This window comes from Amycolatopsis sp. NPDC059027 (genome assembly GCF_042739735.1).
GTDB lineage: Bacteria > Actinomycetota > Actinomycetes > Mycobacteriales > Pseudonocardiaceae > Amycolatopsis.
Window position 1 is genome coordinate 82,429 of the sequence record NZ_JBHYIK010000013.1, and the last position, 17,762, is coordinate 100,190.

General features: G+C 71.1%; 15 protein-coding genes. 11 read left to right on the forward strand and 4 right to left on the reverse strand.

Annotated features, from left to right (window positions below):
* The first annotated feature begins 173 nt into the window (after nucleotides 1-173).
* Genes ACFWY9_RS11730 through ACFWY9_RS11740 form a run of 3 tightly spaced genes read left to right on the forward strand, consistent with a single transcriptional unit; the run spans nucleotide 174 to nucleotide 3,627 of the window.
* Complete coding sequence (locus ACFWY9_RS11730; protein ID WP_378327098.1) at nucleotides 174-1,694, forward strand: ArnT family glycosyltransferase; 1,521 nt, start codon at nucleotides 174-176, stop codon at nucleotides 1,692-1,694.
* Entirely contained in the window at nucleotides 1,691-3,004 is a 1,314-nt protein-coding gene (locus ACFWY9_RS11735) for a sensor histidine kinase (protein WP_378338805.1), read from the forward strand. The genes ACFWY9_RS11730 and ACFWY9_RS11735 overlap by 4 nt, the downstream gene beginning before the upstream one ends.
* The gene (locus tag ACFWY9_RS11740) at nucleotides 3,001-3,627 is read left to right on the forward strand and encodes a response regulator (RefSeq protein ID WP_378327100.1); all 627 of its coding nucleotides are present in this window, start codon (nucleotides 3,001-3,003) and stop codon (nucleotides 3,625-3,627) included. Before ACFWY9_RS11735 ends, ACFWY9_RS11740 begins: the two co-directional genes overlap by 4 nt.
* A gap of 19 nt (nucleotides 3,628-3,646) precedes the next feature.
* On the opposite strand, the gene coaE is transcribed toward ACFWY9_RS11740, so the two are convergent.
* On the reverse strand, nucleotides 3,647-4,834 hold the full coding sequence (gene coaE, locus ACFWY9_RS11745) for a dephospho-CoA kinase (protein WP_378338806.1): 1,188 nt from the start codon (nucleotides 4,832-4,834) through the stop codon (nucleotides 3,647-3,649).
* A gap of 215 nt (nucleotides 4,835-5,049) precedes the next feature.
* On the opposite strand from coaE, the gene ACFWY9_RS11750 reads away from it, so the two are divergent.
* Nucleotides 5,050-5,262: a hypothetical protein gene (locus ACFWY9_RS11750; RefSeq protein ID WP_378327102.1), complete on the forward strand. Its 213-nt coding sequence runs from the start codon at nucleotides 5,050-5,052 to the stop codon at nucleotides 5,260-5,262.
* A gap of 165 nt (nucleotides 5,263-5,427) precedes the next feature.
* The gene (locus tag ACFWY9_RS11755) at nucleotides 5,428-6,051 is read left to right on the forward strand and encodes a TetR/AcrR family transcriptional regulator (RefSeq protein ID WP_378327125.1); all 624 of its coding nucleotides are present in this window, start codon (nucleotides 5,428-5,430) and stop codon (nucleotides 6,049-6,051) included.
* 373 nt (nucleotides 6,052-6,424) lie between these two features.
* Here ACFWY9_RS11755 and rpsA read toward each other — a convergent pair whose 3' ends face one another.
* Nucleotides 6,425-7,915, reverse strand: a complete 1,491-nt coding sequence (gene rpsA, locus ACFWY9_RS11760; protein WP_378327103.1) for a 30S ribosomal protein S1 — start codon at nucleotides 7,913-7,915, stop codon at nucleotides 6,425-6,427.
* 321 nt (nucleotides 7,916-8,236) lie between these two features.
* Here rpsA and ACFWY9_RS11765 point away from each other — a divergent pair, with 321 nt between their 5' ends.
* The 6 genes from ACFWY9_RS11765 to ACFWY9_RS11790 all read left to right on the forward strand — a co-directional run bounded on the left by ACFWY9_RS11765 (nucleotide 8,237) and on the right by ACFWY9_RS11790 (nucleotide 14,322).
* A complete protein-coding gene (locus ACFWY9_RS11765) occupies nucleotides 8,237-9,115 on the forward strand; it encodes a class I SAM-dependent methyltransferase (protein WP_378327104.1) in 879 nt (292 codons plus the stop codon).
* Between the two features lie 7 nt (nucleotides 9,116-9,122).
* The gene (locus tag ACFWY9_RS11770) at nucleotides 9,123-10,001 is read left to right on the forward strand and encodes a GNAT family N-acetyltransferase (protein WP_378338807.1); all 879 of its coding nucleotides are present in this window, start codon (nucleotides 9,123-9,125) and stop codon (nucleotides 9,999-10,001) included.
* A 21-nt stretch (nucleotides 10,002-10,022) separates the two neighbouring features.
* Entirely contained in the window at nucleotides 10,023-10,946 is a 924-nt protein-coding gene (locus tag ACFWY9_RS11775; protein ID WP_378327126.1) for a GNAT family N-acetyltransferase, read from the forward strand.
* Nucleotides 10,947-11,102: 156 nt separating this feature from the next.
* On the forward strand, nucleotides 11,103-11,792 hold the full coding sequence (locus ACFWY9_RS11780) for an ABC transporter ATP-binding protein (protein ID WP_378338808.1): 690 nt from the start codon (nucleotides 11,103-11,105) through the stop codon (nucleotides 11,790-11,792).
* Complete coding sequence (locus tag ACFWY9_RS11785) at nucleotides 11,789-13,747, forward strand: YhgE/Pip family protein (protein ID WP_378338809.1); 1,959 nt, start codon at nucleotides 11,789-11,791, stop codon at nucleotides 13,745-13,747. Before ACFWY9_RS11780 ends, ACFWY9_RS11785 begins: the two co-directional genes overlap by 4 nt.
* Nucleotides 13,744-14,322 (forward strand): TetR/AcrR family transcriptional regulator, encoded by a 579-nt coding sequence (locus ACFWY9_RS11790; RefSeq protein WP_378327108.1) that lies wholly within the window; start codon nucleotides 13,744-13,746, stop codon nucleotides 14,320-14,322. The genes ACFWY9_RS11785 and ACFWY9_RS11790 overlap by 4 nt, the downstream gene beginning before the upstream one ends.
* 18 nt (nucleotides 14,323-14,340) lie before the next feature.
* On the opposite strand, the gene ACFWY9_RS11795 is transcribed toward ACFWY9_RS11790, so the two are convergent.
* Nucleotides 14,341-16,926, reverse strand: a complete 2,586-nt coding sequence (locus ACFWY9_RS11795) for an ABC transporter permease (protein WP_378338810.1) — start codon at nucleotides 16,924-16,926, stop codon at nucleotides 14,341-14,343.
* A gap of 5 nt (nucleotides 16,927-16,931) precedes the next feature.
* A complete protein-coding gene (locus tag ACFWY9_RS11800) occupies nucleotides 16,932-17,669 on the reverse strand; it encodes an ABC transporter ATP-binding protein (RefSeq protein ID WP_378338833.1) in 738 nt (245 codons plus the stop codon).
* Nucleotides 17,670-17,762 lie beyond the last annotated feature (93 nt).

Sequence of the window (17,762 nt, forward strand, 5' to 3'; positions counted from 1 at the left end):
GGGCCCGCCCCGGGCGCGCCCCAGCGCTCGGGGCGGGGGGGCCACCGCCCCCCCCCCGGGGGCCCCCCCCGGGGCGGGGCCCCGGGGGGCCGCCCCCCCCCCCCCCCCCCCCGGGCCCGGCCCACGTAGGGTGCGGGTCAGGCCCGAGACCGACCACGAACGCGAGGAGCAGCATGGACGCCGTGACCACGGCCCCCGCGAAACCACGCGCCGGCGTCGCGACGTTCGCCAAGCTGCCGGTGGCCCTGCTCGCCGCCGGGACAGCGGCGGCCCTGCTGCTCACCGCCGGGAGATACGGCTATTTCGGGGACGAGCTGTACTTCCTCGCCGCCGGGAAGCACCTGGCCTGGGGCTACGCCGATCAGCCGCCGGTGCTCCCGGCACTGGCGTGGCTGATGAACTCGCTCGCGCCGGGGTCACTGATCGCGTTCCGGATCCCCGCGATCCTCGCCACCGCGGGCGGGGTCGTCTTCACCGCGCTCATCGCCCGCGAACTCGGCGGCGAACGCCGGGCGCAGACCAGGGCGGCGGCGGCGTACGCGATCTGCGGCCAGTTCGTGGGCAGTGGTCACTACCTCGCGACGTCGACCGTCGATCCGCTGCTGTGGACGGCGATCCTGTGGCTGCTGGTCCGCTGGATCCGTACTCGCGACGACAACCTGTTGCTGTGGCTCGGTGTGGCCACCGCGGTCGCGCTGAACATCAAGCTCCTCATCGGCGCGTTCTGGCTCGTCGCCGGGATCGCCGCGCTGGTGTTCGGCCCGCGTGAGCTGTTCCGCCGCCCGAAACTGTGGGCGGGCGCGGGAATCGCGGCGCTCTCGCTCGTCCCGACCATGATCTGGCAGGCGACCCACGGCTGGCCGCAGCTGGGCATGGGCGACGCCGTCAGCAACGAGGTCACCGAGGCAGGCGGCCGGAGCGCGTTCCTCCCCGGCCTGCTGACCGGCGCGGGACTGGTGATCGGTGCCCTGGGTGTCCTTTATGGACTGTGCGTGCTGCTGGGGAGCCGGCATCTGCGGCCGTACCGGTTTCTCGGCTGGGCCGCGCTGGGCGTGATCGCGGTGTTCGTCCTCGCCAACGGGCGCCCCTACTACGCCGCGGGCATGTTCGGCGTGTTGTGGGCCGCGGCCGCGGTGCACCTGCAACTACGACGTCCCGCGTTGTGGTGGCGCTGGGTGCCGACCTGGCCGGTGTTCGTCCTTTCCGCGCTCTTCAGCCTGCCCTACGCGCTCCCGGTGTGGCCCGCGCACTGGGTCGCCGACCATCCGGGAGCCCCTCGCCCTGCCTACGCGGCCGAGGAGATCGGCTGGCCCGATCTCGCCCAGAGCGTCGCGGACGTCTACCGCTCCCTGCCGCCAGGACAACGCGAGCACACCGCGCTCGTCACCGCGGGCTACTGGCAGGCCGGCGCGCTCGACCGGTACGGCCCCGAACGCGGGCTTCCCGAGGCGTACAGCCCGAGCCGTGGTTTCTGGTACTTCGGGCGGCCCGCGGACCACGTCGACACCGTGCTGTTCGTCGGCTACGACCCGCGGAAGCTGACCCGCGACTTCACGAGCGCGCAGATCGTCGGCAAGGTCGACAACGCGCTCGGCGTCCGCAACGCGAGCAGGCACATGCCGATCTGGCTCGTCACCGGACGGACGGCGGACTGGGCGACGATCTGGCCACAGCTGAGAGACATGAAGGCGTGACAGGTGTGAAGGTGGACTGGCGCGCACCGCTCTGGCCACCCGAGCACCGAACCGAAGCGCCGACCGGCTGGCGGCCCTGGCTTGCCCTCGTGGAGCGCTATCTGCCGTATGTCCTGCTCGCGGTGCCCACCGGGCTGAGCATCGGACTCGGCGGCCACGAACCACCCTGGGTGCTCACCACCACCGGGCTGGTCGCCGCGTCCCTGGTATGGGTCCTGCTCACCGTCACTCTCCCGCCGGAGCGGTGGCAGCAGAACCCGGTGTTCGCGGTGGTGGCCTTCAGCGGATTCGTGACGCTGGCGGGCATCCTCGAAGCGCGGGACACGAACTTCCTGATCTTCATGATCTTCGGGTTCTTCCAGGCGATGCGGCTCCGCCCGACGCCGCTGGCGCTGGCCGGGGTCGCGGTGGTGTCCCTGCTGATCCAGACGCTGCCGAACGGCGGGACCTGGCACGCGTTGACCACCGCGCCCGGCATTTGGCTCACCGTCGTGCTCGTGCAGACCGCCGCGATCGGCGGTGGTGCCGTGATCTCGGCGACGATCGCGCGGCAGAACGAAGAGCGGCGGCGCATGCTCGACCAGCTCACCGCCGCGGCCGAGGAGAACGCGGGGCTGCACCGGCAGTTGCTCAGCCAGGCCCGCGAGGCCGGCGTGCTGGACGAACGCCAGCGGCTCAGCCAGGAAATCCACGACACCCTCGCACAGGGGTTCACCGGGATCATCACGCAGCTCGAGGCGGCGGCACAGGCGAAGGAAGATCCGGGGAAGTGGCAACGTCACCTCGCGACAGCGACCACGCTGGCGCGCGAGAACCTGACCGCGGCCCGGCGCTCGGTGCACGCACTGCACCCGGAGCCGCTCGAATCGGCGACACTGCCCGAAGCGCTGGAAGAGGTGTCGCGGCAGTGGAGCGAGCGCACCGGCGTCGCGACGTCGTTCACCGCCACCGGCACGGCCCAGGTGCTGCATCCGGAACTGGAGGCGACGCTGCTGCGCATCACCCAGGAAGCACTGTCCAATGTGGACAAGCACGCCGCCGCGGGCAGGGTCGGCCTCACACTGTCCTATATGGAGGACGAGGTGACGCTCGACGTGCGTGACGACGGCACCGGCTTCGTACCGTGCCCGGCGTCGCGGCCCTCCGAAGCCGAGAGCGGATTCGGGCTGCCCGGGATGCGGCGCCGCGTCCAGCGGCTGGCCGGTACGCTGCACGTCGAGTCCGAACCGGGCGGCGGCACGGCGATCTCCGTCAGTCTCCCCGCGATCGGCGTGCAGCCGGTCGCCGGGGCCGAGGAGGGACGCGGATGACGATCACCGTGCTGATCGCGGACGACCATCCGATCGTCCGAGACGGCCTGCGCGGCATCTTCACCGGCGAGAACGGCTTCGAGGTCCTCGGCGAGGCGGGTGACGGCGCGGAGGCCGTCGCGCTGGCCGAGCGTCTCCGTCCCGCCGTGGTCCTGATGGACCTGCGGATGCCCGGCACCGACGGCGTCGCCGCGATCACCGAACTCGCCCGGCTGGGCAACCCGGCCAGGGTGCTGGTGCTGACCACCTATGACACCGACTCCGACGTGGTGCCCGCGATCGAAGCCGGCGCGACCGGCTATCTGCTCAAGGACGCGCCGCGCGAGGAACTGTTCCGCGCCGTCCGCGCGGCGGCCCGCGGCGAGGCGGTGCTCTCCCCCGCCGTCGCGAGCAGGCTCATGGGCCGGATGCGCGAGCCCGCGCGGGAACCGTTGAGCCAGCGCGAGATCGAGGTGCTGACGCTGGTGGCCCGCGGGTCGACGAACAAGGACGCGGCGAGGAAGCTGTTCATCAGCGAGGCCACCGTGAAGACCCATTTGCTGCACGTCTACGCGAAACTCGGGGTCAAGGACCGCGCCGCCGCGGTCGCCGTCGCCTTCGAACGCGGCCTGCTCGGCGGCTGACCTTCGGCGAGCTGCCTGCTCAGGGCATCCAGTCGACCGTTGCCGCCCACGCCTCGGCACGGGTGAAGGCGGCGTTGACCCAGCTCTGCTTCTCGTCGGCGTAGTGCTCGACAGTGCCGTCGGCGGCGTGCTTGTCCGCCAGCTGCCGCTTGAGAGCGGCGTAGGCCTCCCGCTCCTCGGGGTGCACCCGCAGCCAGTCGCGGAAGAGCAGCGCGAGCCGCCACGCCGGCGTCTCGGGCGTGCGGACGTGCAGATTGACCGCGCGACGGGGATCGGCCCCCAGATGCATCCGCTTGAGCCACGGCTGGGTGCCACCGTCCTGCGGGTCGTCCCACCACTCGCCGCTCGCGCGGGGGAAGCCCGCGTCCGAAAGGGCGTCGGCGACCGCGTCGGCGTCGTCCAAAGTGGACACCGTGAGCTGGAGGTCGAGGATGTTCTTGGCGGGCAGGCCCGGCACCGACGTCGAGCCGATGTGGTCCGCGCGGACGAGCCGGTCGGCCGCCGCCTGCCGGATCCTCGTCAGCTGCCGCTCGGCCTGCACCGGCCAGTCCGGGTCGTACTCGTCGATCTTCGGCGACATCGGCGGCCTGGGGCGGCGCAGGCGCAGGTTCGCCTCGAACGGCACGAGCCGGTCGGCCCACAGCGCGTCGACCTCGGCGAGAACGATGTCGGCGGCGCCGCCGTTGTCGAGCCAGACGTCGGCGACGGCGCGGCGCTGCTCCTCGGTGGCCTGCGCGCGGACCCGCGCCCGCGCGTCGTCCTCGGCCATGCCGCGGGCGGACACCAGCCTGCGCACCCGGGTCTCCACCGGCGCGTCGACCACGACGACCAGGTGATACGCCGCGGCAAGCCCGCCCTCGACCAGCAGCGGGATGTCGTGCACGACGATCGCGTCCGCCGCGGCGGCGGCCATCAGCTCGGCCGTGCGGGCGCCCACGCGGGGATGGACGATCGCGTTGAGCCGCTTGCGCGACTCCTCGTCGGCGAACGCCTTGGCGGCCAGCGCGGCGCGGTCCAGCGAACCGTCGGGGGCCAGCACGTCCATGCCGAAGGCGCTGGCGAGTTCGGCGAGCCCATCGGTGCCCGGCTCCACCACCTCGCGGGCGATCCGGTCGGAGTCGATGAGCACCGCGCCGTGCTCGGCCAGGCGGTTGGCCACCGTCGATTTCCCGGCGCCGATCCCGCCGGTCAAGCCCACTCGCAGCATGAACTCACCCTAGTCGGCCCAGCCCGCCACCCGATCAGGGGACGTCGTGGTAGCGCGCACGTGCACCCGCACGGTCCGCTGCACACCTGCTCGGGAATAGCAAGATGACCGTAGGGCGTGATTCAACTGATATGGGTGACACGCCGGGTGATTACCACCATTGCGCGTACCCATTGCGTACCGTGCGCGGCGAAGGTCGCCCACACGGAGGAACGATGGCGGACAGCAAGCGCGGCGGGAGGCACCGGCTCGGCACGCCGGGGCTGGTGCACTGCCTTCAGTACCGCCCCGTCGCACTGGCGCTCGAGGAGTATCGGCGCACGTGGTGGAACGCGCTCCTGGTGCCGGCGAAGCACAGCCTCGCGGGCCTGCGCCGCAAGGCACGGGCGGCGGCTGCCGAGCGCATCTGGGTGCCCGCCACGTCCTGATCCCGGCCGGACGGCGAAATCCGCCTGGACCAGTGGTCCGGACCAGGGAAAAGGCAAGTTCCCAAGACGGCTCGAATATCGTATCTTCTGCACCGAGGCGGACTTCGACGCCGGTGAACGGCGGATGCGAAGGGGGTGCGGGTCGTGGCCATCCGGCATCTGTCCATGCAACCTGCGGAACAGAACAATCGTGAGCGTTTTCTGGACGCGGCACTCGCCGTGTTGCTGGATCGGGGACCGACGGCGCTCACCATCCGTGGCGTCGCGGAGGCCGCCGGCGCGTCGACTATCGCTGTGTACACCAGGTTCGGCGGGCGGAGCGGGTTGTACGACGCCCTCTACGAGCGCACCTTCGACCTGCTGCGGGAAATGCTGGAAACGCTTCCGCCGGAGACCGAAGACGGGCTCGGTGATCTACTGGGCCTCGCCATGGAGTTCCGGAAGTTCGCCTGGGAGAGCCCGGCGCGATACGCGTTGATGTTCGAGCGGCCGCTGCCGGATTTCAATCCCGATCCCGGTCTGCGCGCCGTGGTGCTGCGGACGACGTTCGAATTGTTCATCGGCAAGGTACGCAGAGTTTCCCCACCGGGAATCGACGCGCGGGCGGCCGGCTACCAGTTGTGGGCCACGATGCACGGCCTGATGAGCATGGAACTGACCCTGCGGTCGCGCGCGGCGGTGTCCGGCTGGTTCATCCCGCCGACGGACGAGGCCTACGAAGAGGTCTACCGCTCCGGTGTCCAGTCCATGATCACCGGTCTCGGCCTGCGCAATCTCGCCGGCGCCTGATTTCTCCTCCCGTGCCCACTTCCCGAGCCGCGCCCGAGGGACGCCTTCGGTGCGTTGGCCGCACCGAGGGACGCCCCCGTCGCACTCAACGCACCCAGGGTGTCCCTCGGGATGTGACGAAGGGGCCCTTCGGCGCGCTGAACGCACCAACGGGCCCCTTCACGACACTTGCGTCCACAAAGGACTGACGAACGGCCGTTGCCGCGAACGCTCCGTTGGGGACGTTGATCGTCGCGAACGGAGCGTTCGCGACATGCAGCCTCGTCGCCGTCACCGCGCGTCACCCGACCCGCGCACGGAAAGCCGCGCCATAGACGGCGGAACGCCCCCGGTCCGAAGAACCGGGGGCGTTCCGTCAGCTGGTGCTCAGTGCTCACGCACCGCCGGACAGCTTCTCGCGGAGCGCCGCGAGCTGCTCGTCGCTGGCGAGCGTGCCACCGCTCTTGGACTCGGCCGGAGCGGAGGTGTAGCTCTGGTCGCCACCCTCGATGCCGGTCGCGGCATCCGCGGCGGCCTCGGCGTCGGCCTGGGCGGCCTTCGCGACCTGCTTCATGTGGGCCTCGTAGCGCGTGTGGGCCTCGGCGTACTGCCGCTCCCACTCCTCACGCTGCTTGTCGTAGCCCTCCTGCCACTCCTGCGTGTCCGGGTCGAAGCCTTCGGGGTAGATGTAGTTGCCCTCGGCGTCGTACTCGGCGGCCATGCCGTACTGGGTGGGGTCGAACTCGGTCTCCGGGGTGACGCCCTCGTTCGCCTGCTTCAGCGAGAGCGAGATCCGGCGGCGCTCCAGGTCGATGTCGATGACCTTGACCATGACGTCGCCGTTGACCTGGACGACCTGCTCCGGGATCTCCACGTGGCGCTCGGCCAGCTCGGAGATGTGCACCAGGCCCTCGATGCCCTCCTCGACGCGGACGAACGCGCCGAACGGGACGAGCTTGGTGACCTTGCCCGGCACGATCTGGCCGATCGCGTGGGTGCGGGCGAACTGGCGCCACGGGTCTTCCTGGGTCGCCTTCAGCGACAGCGAGACACGCTCGCGGTCCATGTCGACGTCCAGGACCTCGACCGTGACCTCCTGGCCGACCTCGACGACCTCGGACGGGTGGTCGATGTGCTTCCAGGACAGCTCGGAGACGTGCACGAGGCCGTCGACGCCACCCAGGTCCACGAAGGCACCGAAGTTGACGATGGACGACACGACGCCCTTGCGGACCTGGCCCTTGGCGAGCGCGTTGAGGAACTCGCTGCGCACCTCGGACTGGGTCTGCTCGAGGTAGGCGCGGCGGGACAGGACGACGTTGTTGCGGTTCTTGTCCAGCTCGATGATCTTCGCCTCGAGCTCACGGCCGACATACGGCTGGAGGTCGCGCACGCGGCGCATCTCGACCAGCGAGGCGGGCAGGAAGCCGCGGAGCCCGATGTCCAGGATGAGGCCGCCCTTGACGACCTCGATGACGGTGCCCTTGACGGGCTCGTCCTTCTCCTTGAGCTCCTCGATCGTGCCCCAGGCGCGCTCGTACTGCGCGCGCTTCTTGGACAGGATCAGACGGCCTTCCTTGTCCTCCTTCTGCAGGACAAGCGCTTCCACCTCGTCACCGACGCTGACAACCTCTGCCGGGTCGACATCGTGCTTGATGGACAGCTCACGCGAGGGGATGACACCCTCGGTCTTGTACCCGATGTCGAGCAGGACCTCGTCGCGGTCGACCTTGACGATCGTGCCCTCGACGATGTCGCCATCGTTGAAGTACTTGATGGTCTTGTCGATCGCCGCGAGGAAGTCTTCCTCCGACCCGATGTCGTTGATGGCGACCTGCTGAGGCCCGGTGGGGGCGGTCGGGGCGGTGGCGGTGTCGGTGGTCATTAGGCGGGTTGCTCCGGTGGATGGGAAGTAGTGGGTGTGCAGTTTGGCCGCGCCGCGGGCTCGGAAGCATGCGAAGACCCCATAAGCAAACGTCCACCAGTGAACGACCGCGGCATCTCCCGCAAACGGTGCGCGGCCCGATTCCCAGACGCTCGCTGAAGCGAGCCTGAGCGGTAGGCAGCGCGAACCCACTGCGCTAACAGGTATCCTACGCGGCCCCCTGTAGGGGACACAATCAGGGTCCGTCCTCGCTCGCCGGGCGGGCGATAGGCTGTCGCCAGAGGCTCCCGAGCTGGGAGAACGCACTCGGGAAGGACTGGCTTGGAGCACGGAACCGCCCTCGGCGCCGAAGCGGCCGCCGAACTCCCGCCGGAGGACCGGCACGCGCATGCGGAGCAGCGGCTCGGCACGGCGGGGACAGCGTACCGGACGGTCGGCGGCGGCGAAGCGGCCGCGGCGAACCTCGCGTGGTGGGACGCCGACGCCGACGACTACCAGGCCACCCACGGCGAGTTCCTCGGCGACGCCGACTTCGTCTGGTGCCCGGAGGGGCTGCGCGAGGCGGACGCCCGGCTGCTCGGCGACGTCCGGGGACGCCGGGTGCTCGAGGTCGGCTGCGGGCAGGCGGCCTGCTCGCGCTGGCTGGCCGCCGAGGGCGCGCACGCGGTCGCGACCGACCTGTCCGCCGGGATGCTCCGGCACGCCCGCGCCGGCAACGCGCGCACCGGCCTCGACGTCCCGCTCGTGCAGGCCAACGCCGAACGGCTCCCCCTCGCGGACGCGAGCTTCGACGTGGCGTGCTCGGCGTTCGGCGCGCTGCCGTTCGTGCCCTCGCTGGAGACGGTGTTCTCGGAGGTCCGCCGGGTGCTGCGGCCGGGTGCGCCGTGGGTGTTCTCGGTGACGCACCCGATGCGCTGGATCTTCCCGGACGATCCGGGGCCGCACGGGCTGACGGTCACCCAGCCGTACTTCGACCGGACCCCGTACGTCGAGATCGACGACGACGGCACCGCGACCTACGTCGAATACCACCGGACGCTCGGCGACTACGTGCGCGCGCTGGCCGCCACCGGGTTCACGCTGGACGACCTGCTCGAACCCGAGTGGCCCGCGGGGCACGAACGCGTCTGGGGACAGTGGAGCCCGTTGCGGGGCAAGCTCTTCCCCGGCACCGCGATCTTCCGCACGCGCCGGGACTGACCACCCGGTGGCGGCGCCGCGGCGGATCTGGCACGCGCGGTTCGCCGCGCTGGATCCCCTGCTGCGGCCGATCCCGCTGCCCCGTGGCGTTCCGCTGACGACCGGGCCGGACTTCGGCGTGCTCACCAGGACGGCCGTGGCACCGACGTCGTGGCAGGCGCTGTGGGGCGCTTCGGTGACCTACCGGCTGAGCGCGGTACCCGGCGCGGACGCCGTCGGCGGTATGCGCGCGCTGCTCGACGCCTGGGAGGAGCGGCGGCCCGGCGATCCGGAACGCGACAGCGTGCGCGTGGTGACCTGGCCGAGCCGGGACCTCGCGATCGCGGAAGTGTTGCTGGCCAAGGGATTCGTACCCGAGATCGTGCTGGCGGCGCGGAGGTCCGCGCCCTCGTCCGGTCACCACGCGCCCGAGATCGACGTACGCGGTGCGCACGAGGCCGACATCGAGGAGATCGTCGCACTGCGGCTGGCGGAACTGGAGTACGCCGCGCTGGTCGGGCCGAGCGTGCGCCGACCGGGCGCACCGGCACTGCTGGCCGCGGAAACACGGCGGAGCCTGCGGTTCGGGGCACGCATCCTGATCGCCGACCGCGAAGGCGTCGCCGCCGGGCTGGTCGCGTTCGGCGGAACACCGTCCGGCGGCGGCGAAGGCTCGCTCCCGGAAGGACGCTGGGGGCACCTCGGCACTCTCGCGGTGGCCCCCGCCGAACGCGGCCACGGGATCGGCAGGACATTGGCGGTCGCGGCGCATCGCGAACTGGATTTGTCGGGGGTGCGGGGTACGTTCCTCTACTACCACCCGGCCAACCCGCTTTCGACGGTGTTCTGGCACCGGCAGGGCTATCGTCCACTGTGGACGACCTGGGCCCGGCGGCAGGCGGGGTGACCGACGAGCGAGGGGGGAACCATGGAGATCGCCGAAGAACTCTTCGCCGCGCACCGCGCCCGGCTGGCCGCGCTCGACCCGCTGCTGCCCCGCGCGGCGCCACCGGCCGCCGGCGAGCGGCTCGACGCGGCGACCGCGAGCGGCGGCCGGGTCACCGGCGTGCTGCAACGGCAGCGCCACGGGCCGGACGACGTGCCGATGCTGTGGTCGGCCGCCGACACCTGGCAGCTGTTCCCGTACTTCGGCGACACCGGCACCGAAGGCGCCGACCTGCTGCTGCGTGCCTGGCGGGCGCGGCTGGACGGCGAGCCGCTCGGCGAGGATTCCGCGTGCGTCGTCAACTGGCCCAGCCGGGACGCGGAAGCGATCCGGGCGTTCCTCGACCACGGGATGGTGCCGCTGACCGCGCTCGCGGTCCGCACCGAGGCGCCGGTACCGGCCCCGGCGGACGGCGTCCACGTCCGGCGGGCCACGACGGCGGACTTCGCCAGCGCGCTGGCGCTGGCCGAGGCGACCTTCGAGTACACAGGGCTGGTCGCCGCGCGGCGGCGGCCCAACACCGCCGCGCTGCTCGCCCCGGCGCTGCGGGAGGATCTCAGCCAGGAACGTCCTGCGGTCTGGCTCGCCGAGCGCGACGGCGTACCGGTGGCGTACGCCCAGTGCTCCTGGGTGGACGCCACTCCGGGGATGCCGGGTTCGGAACTGCTGCCCTCCGGGCTCTGGGGCTACGTCAACAACGTCGTGACCGCGCCGGAGCAGCGCGGCACCGGGGTCGGCCGCGCGCTGATGACCAGGGTGCACGCGGTCTTCCACGACGAGGGCGCGGACGGGACGTACCTCTACTACAACCCGACCAACCCCCTCTCCTCGGTGTTCTGGCACCGGCAGGGTTATCGTCCACTGTGGACGTCGTGGGAGGTGCACCCCGCTTCCGCGTTGCGCTGACCCGGCATCCTGCGGTCCGGTTTGCGATGATTGCCCCGCACCAAGGTCACCCGTGAGTGTGACGTGCGCCGGGCGATGTTGCCGCGCTCCCGGGCAGAGGTCTACGTTTTTGAACTGACCGGTCAGTTCAAAAGTGATCCCGACGCTGGAGTTCCCGTGCAGGTTCGAGCCGACAGGGTGTCCCTAGAAGGGCCCCACGGCACGCTGTTACCCCCCACCTCGCTGACCGTCCAGGCCGGGGAGCTGGCCCTTGTGCACGGCGAGCCGGGGGTCGGCGTCACCGCCTTCGGTCTCGCGCTCGCCGGGCGGCTCAAGCCGAGCACCGGCACGGTGACCGTCAACCACGCCGCCGACGCCGTCGGCGATCTTCGCAAGATCGTCGCGGTGGTCGACGCGCCGGGGGTCAGCGAACCGGACGGCGCGCTGGCGCTGCGCGTCGTCGTCGGCGAGGAACTGGCGCTGGCGCACCGCCCGGCCGCCAAGACCGACGTCGCGCGCTGGCTGAGCGAGCACGACGCGGCGGCGTACGCCGACACCCGCTTCGAAAACCTCGAACCGGCACTGCGCACCAGGCTGCTCACCGAGTTGGCCGCCGAGCGCGAAGGCGTGCGTCTGCTCGTCCTCGACACGCCGGACCGGCACACCAGTGACGTCGGCAGCTGGGCGCGGCTCGCCCGCGAACACGCCGAACGCGGGCTCGCCGTCGTGGTGCTGACCGCGACGACGCCGGATTCGGCTCTCCCCCACCCGCCGGCCCGCATCGGGTCGGCCGACCAGCCCGAACCACAACGGTGCTCGCCCGGCCCGGAAACCGCCGAGCTGAGCGCCGAAGGAGATCAGGAATGACTTCCCGCCCGAGCGGTACGAGCGCGTTCCGCATCGCCGCCAACGAACTGCGCAGGCTCACCGCGGGCACCTTGCCCAAGCTGGCGATGGTCGCGCTGGTGCTGGTGCCGCTGCTGTACGCGTCCTTCTACCTGTACGCCAACTACGACCCGTACGGCCGCCTCGACAAGCTGCCAGCCGCCGTCTACACGAGTGACGCGGGCGCGAAGGACGCGTCGGGCAAGGATCGCAACGTCGGCCGCGAGGTGACCGACGAACTCGTCAACTCGCATACGTTCCAATGGCACGAGGTCTCGCAGGACGAAGCGGCGAAGGGGGTGAAGGACGGCAAGTACTCGTTCGTCATCGGCATCCCGCACGACTTCTCCGCGGCGCTGCTCTCGGTCGGCAACTTCCAGCCGCAGCAGGCCACGATCACGCTGACCACCAACGACTCCAACAACTACCTGTCCGGCACGATCGCCAAACAGGTGGCCGAACAGGTCAGGAAGACCATCGCGGAGAAGGTCGGCAGCGAGGCCGCGGACCGGTTCCTGGTCGGCTTCTCCACGATCTACGGCAAGATCTCCGAGGCGTCCGACGGAGCCAGGCAACTCGCCGACGGGGCCGCGAAACTGCGGGGCGGGCAGCAGGAGCTGGCCACCGGCGCGAACCAGCTCGCGACCGGGAGCGGCACCCTCGCGAACGGGCTCGGCACCCTGAAGTCCAGTACGACTTCCCTGCCGTCACAGGCGAAACAGCTCGCCGACGGCGCGGGCCGGGTCGCCGACGGTGCCGGGCAGGTCGCCGACGGGAACCAGAAGGTCGCCGACGCCGCCGCCCTCGCCGCGGGCGCGTCGAGCGACATCCAGACCAAGCTCAACGGCTACCGCACCCAGCTCGCCCAGGACCTGCGGAACGCGGGTGTGCCCGAGGCGAAGGTGCAGGAGATCGTCACCAAGGCCGACCAGTTGCGCTCCCCCGTCGACCAGGCGAACGCCAAGATCCAGGGTGCGAACGGCGAACTCGCGAAGCTCGCCGCCGGGTCCCGGCAGGTGTCCAACGGCGCGCAGCAGGTGTCCAGTGGCGCACAACAGCTCTCGACCGCCGCGCCGCAACTCGCGAATGGCATCGCGCAGGCCTCCGACGGCGCGAACCAGCTTCGGGACGGCGCCGCGAAGCTCAACGACGGCGAGAAGACCGCAGTCGACGGCACGAACCAGCTGGCCGACGGCTCGGCGAAGCTGCGCGACGGGCTCGCCGCCGGGCTGAAGCAGATCCCGAACCCGGACGACCCGACGCGTTCGGCGACGGCCAACACCATCGCCGACCCGGTGGCCGTGACGTCCAACGGCGTCGCCTCGGCAGGCACCTACGGCGCGGGGCTGGCCCCGTTCTTCATCGCGCTCGCCACCTGGATCGGCGCGTTCGTGCTGTTCCTGCTGCTACGGCCGCTGTCGACCCGCGCGCTTACTGCGGGCGCGTCGCCGCTGCGGGTGGCGATCGGCGGCTGGCTGTCCTCGGCGCTGCTCGGGATCGCGCAGGTGATCGTGCTGTTCGGCGCGGTGACCTGGCTGGTCGGCATCCACGTCGCGCATCCGCTCGGCGCGATCGGGTTCGCCATCCTCGTCTCGCTCGCCTTCACCTCGGTGGTGCACGCGCTCAACGCGTTCTTCGGCGCGGTCGGGAAGTTCCTCGGCCTGGTGCTACTGGTGCTCCAGCTGGTCAGCGCGGGCGGCACGTTCCCGTGGCAGACGATCCCGGACGCGCTGTATCCGCTGCACGTGGTGCTGCCGATGAGCTACGCGATCGACGGGTTCCGGCATCTGCTCTACACCGGGGCGTCGATGCGGATCCTCGGTGACATCGGGGTGCTGGCCGCCTACCTGGTCGGCGGGATCCTGCTGTCCACTTTGGCCGCTCGCAAACGTCGCATGTGGACGGTGTCGGCGCTGAAACCCGAGCTGTCCCTGTGAGTCCCCGCGCCAAGGCGACCAAGCAGAAGCTCTTCGAGGCCACGTTGCGGCTCTCGGCGAGCCAGGGCCTTGTCGGCCTCACCGTGGACGACATCGCCGCCGAAGCGGGCGTGGCCAAGGGCACCGTCTACTACAACTTCGGCAGCAAGGACGGGCTCGTCGACGGGCTGCTGCGGTACGGCGTCGATCTGCTGGCGGGCCGGCTGCGGGCCGAGATTTCGGACGCCGACCCGCTGGACGTCGTCGAGGCGCAGGTGGACACCACGCTGGAGTTCATCCAGCAATACCCGGGTTTTTCGCAGATCCTGGTCAGCGAACTGTGGCGGACCCCCGGCCAGTGGCACGACACGCTGTCGCTGCTGCGCGAGGAGATCATCTCCATCGTCAAACAACAGCTGCAGCGGCTGGACGAGGCGGGACGGCTGCCGGACGGCGTGCAGATCCCGACAGCGGCGGCGGGACTGTTCGGCACCATGCTCGTGGTGGCGCTCGACTGGCAGGTCTTCCAGCCGAAACGCACCAGGGCCGACGTCCGGGACTCCGTCATGGTCCTCATCCGCGGCCTCGGCAGGTAGCCGAGGCCGCGGCGGACGTCACTCGCGGGTGAGGATGTTGTCGGCGAGGCTGGTGCGCGCGACCTTCCGCGCGGGCAGCCGGATCGACAACAGTCCGATGAGGACGGTCACAGCCACGATGCCGAGGTACACCAGCGGTGTTCCGGCGGGCAGCGGGCTCCCGGTGTAGTTCAGGCCGAGGAAGGCCAGCGGCAGCACCGGGATGGCCGAGCCGAGCACCACCGCGATGCCCACCACGATCCAGGATTCGACCCGGATCATCCGCAGGACCTGCCGCCGGGTGGCGCCGACCAGCCGCAGGAGCGTCAGCTCACGGCTCCGGTCCAGCGTCGCGGTCACCAGGGTGTTGACCACCGACAGCGCGACGTAGAGCAGGATGACGCCGAGCAGGACGCGGTTGAGCCACACGTTCGCTTCCTGCTCCCCGTCGGTGGCGACGGTGAGCGAGTGCCGGTCGGTGACCCCGAGCCCGGGATAGGTCAGGGCCAGCTCCCGCAGGCCCCGCTCCACCACGGCGCGGTCGGCGGTGCCCGCGGCGCTCACGAGTACCGAGCCTGCCAGGCGGCTGGTCGTGTGCGGGAGCAGGACGTCCTGCGGCAGCAGCACGTCGCCGTAGCCGAGGTTGTTCCCGAACACCGCCACCAGCCGCGGGGACACGCGGGTGCGGTCTCCCAGGTACAGCTCGACCCGGTCCCCGATGTGCTTGCCCTGCCAGGACGCCTCGGACTCGCTCAGCGCCACGGTGTCCCCGCGCAGGTCGTCGAACCGGCCCTGGCGCACGGCCAGTGAAAGGGTGCCGGTCAGCTGCCCGGCGTCGACACCATAGGCCTTGACCTTGGACAGTGGTTCCTCGCGCGCGTCGGGGTCGTACACGATGACGTCGCTGCCGACCAGCGGCGTCGCCGCGCTCACCCCTGGCACAGCCCGCGCGGCGGCCGCAGCGCTCGCCGGGATCCCGGCAGGGGCGGTGAGCACGAAGTCGGCCGAGGTGGCGGCGCGGGCCTGTTCCTGGGTGGCGTCGGTGAGCATCGCCTGGCTGTAGAACTGGGTGACCGAAAAGCCGAGGGTCAGCACCAGCGGGGTCACCGCGGCGGCGAGCCGCCGTGAGTTGGCCATGCTGTTGCGGGCGGCGAGGTAGCGGGAGGTGGCACGCGAGCCCAGCATGGCCCCGCCGACGATCCGGGTCGCCCCGGACATCAGCCGCGGGCCGAGCAGCCCGATGCCGATCACCGCGACCAGCGAGGACATCACGGCGGGCGCCATGGCCAGCTGCCCCTGGAGGAACAGCGTCGCCGTAGCGCCTGCCCCGGCCAGTAGAAGCAGCACCACACCGGTGATCGCCCGCCCGCGGCCGAGCTTCGCCTTCTCCACGGCGGCCTCGCCGAGCGCCTCGATCGGTTTGAACTTCAGCAGCCGCCGCGCCGAGGTCCACGCGGCCAGCCAGGCGGCACCCACGCACAGCACGACCGCGGCCACCATCGGCACTGGACTGGTCGAGAGCTCGAAGCCCTCGGGAATGACACCGATCGTCACGAAGGCGTCCCGGATCCCGTAGGAGGCGAACAGGCCCGGCAGCACCCCCAGCAGGGCGCCCGCGCCGGACACGAGCAGCGTCTCGATACCGATGAGGCGGCGCACCTGCCCAGGCGTGGCGGCGATGGTCCGCAGCAGCGCGATCTCCCGGCGCCGCTGGTTCAGCACCAGCGCCAGCGTGCTCGCCGTCACGAAGATCACGATCATGAACACGAACCCGGTGAACGATCCGGAGATGATCGTCAGGATCTGCCGGGACTGAGCCGCGTCCAGCGACTCGGCCTCACCGCGCTCGGATCCCGAGTAGACGGTGACATCCTTGTTGTCCGACAAGGCTTTTTCCACCCGGTCGGCAAGATCCTCGGCGTTCCCGGGGGCGCCGAGCACCCCGATCGCGGCGAGCCTGCCTGGCTCGCCGGACAGCGACCGCGCGACGTCGTCGGCGAAGAACACCGCGGACTGCCTGGCCAGTCCGTCCTTTCCGGACGGTGCGGCGATGCCGCTCACGTGGTAGCTCACCGGCCGGTCGCGCACCGAGACCCGCACGGTCGAACCGACGGTGACGCCGGCGCGCTGCGCGAGTTCGGCGTCCAGCACCACGTCGCCCGGCGCCGTGGGCGCGCTACCCGACCGCACGGCGAACGGGGTCAGCTCGGCGCTGCCCCAGCCGTGCCCGAACGAGTGACCGCCGTCCGCGCCGGGCAGCACCCGGCCGTCCGCGGTCACCACCGAAACCGGAAAGCTCACCTCCCCGATCACCTTGGCGACGCCGGGAATCCCCGCGACTGTTCCGGCCAGCCCGGCGTCGACCGAGACCTTCTCGGGGAGGTTCTCCTGCTTGGCGTCGCGCTCGCCGCCCGGCCCCACCTTGATCCGCTGCGTGACGGTCTGGTTGCCGCCAACCACCACCTGCGTGGCGGCGTAGCGCTGCGCGGGCACCCCGCCGAACAGGCCGGACTCCAGCAGCACGCCGCACGCGGTGAACAGGATCGCCCCGCCGAACAGGGCGAGGAACGACGCGACGAACGCGGCCCTGCGGGCCCGGATCGTCGCCCATGCCAGGGAAAGCATCGCGCTCACCACTCCCCGAGCGTGGTCATCCGCGCGGCCACGCGTTCGGGCGTCGGCGACGGCATCTCCTCGACGAACCGGCCGTCGGCGAGGAACAGCACACTGTGCGCGTGCGCCGCCGCCACCGGGTCGTGGGTGACCATCACCACGGTCTGGCCCGCTTCGTCGACGAGCCCGCGCAGCAGCGTCAGTACCTCGGCGCCGGTCCGCATGTCCAGCGCGCCGGTCGGCTCGTCTGCGAAGACCACCTCCGGCCGGGAAACGAGCGCCCTGGCCACGGCGACCCGCTGCTGCTGACCACCGGAAAGCTGGTTCGGCCTGCGCTGGAGATGCCGGTCCAGCCCGACCCTGCCGACGATCTCCCGCAGCCACGCGGCGTCCGCGGTACGCCCGGCGAACCGCAACGGCAGCGTGATGTTGTCCAGGACCGACAGCGACGGCACCAGGTTGTAGGCCTGGAAGACGAAGCCGATCCGGTCCCGGCGCAGCTCCGTCAGCGCCTTCTCCTTGAGCCCGGAGAGTTCCGTGTCACCCAGCCGCACCGAGCCCGACGTCGGCCGGTCGAGACCGGCCGCGCAGTGCAGGAACGTGCTCTTGCCCGAGCCGGACGGCCCCATCACCGCGGTGAACCGGCCTCGCCGCAGGTGCAGCGATACGCCGCGCAAAGCCGTCACGGCGCTGTCCCCCGCGCCGTAGACCTTGGTCACGCCGTCCAGCCGGACCGCGTGATCCTGGCCGACCATCGGCTCCGATCGTGTGTACACCACTGACGTCCCCACTCCTGTCCGCTCGCACTCCTTGACGTGATCGAAGGTAGGTTTTGCGGCAGGGTGCAG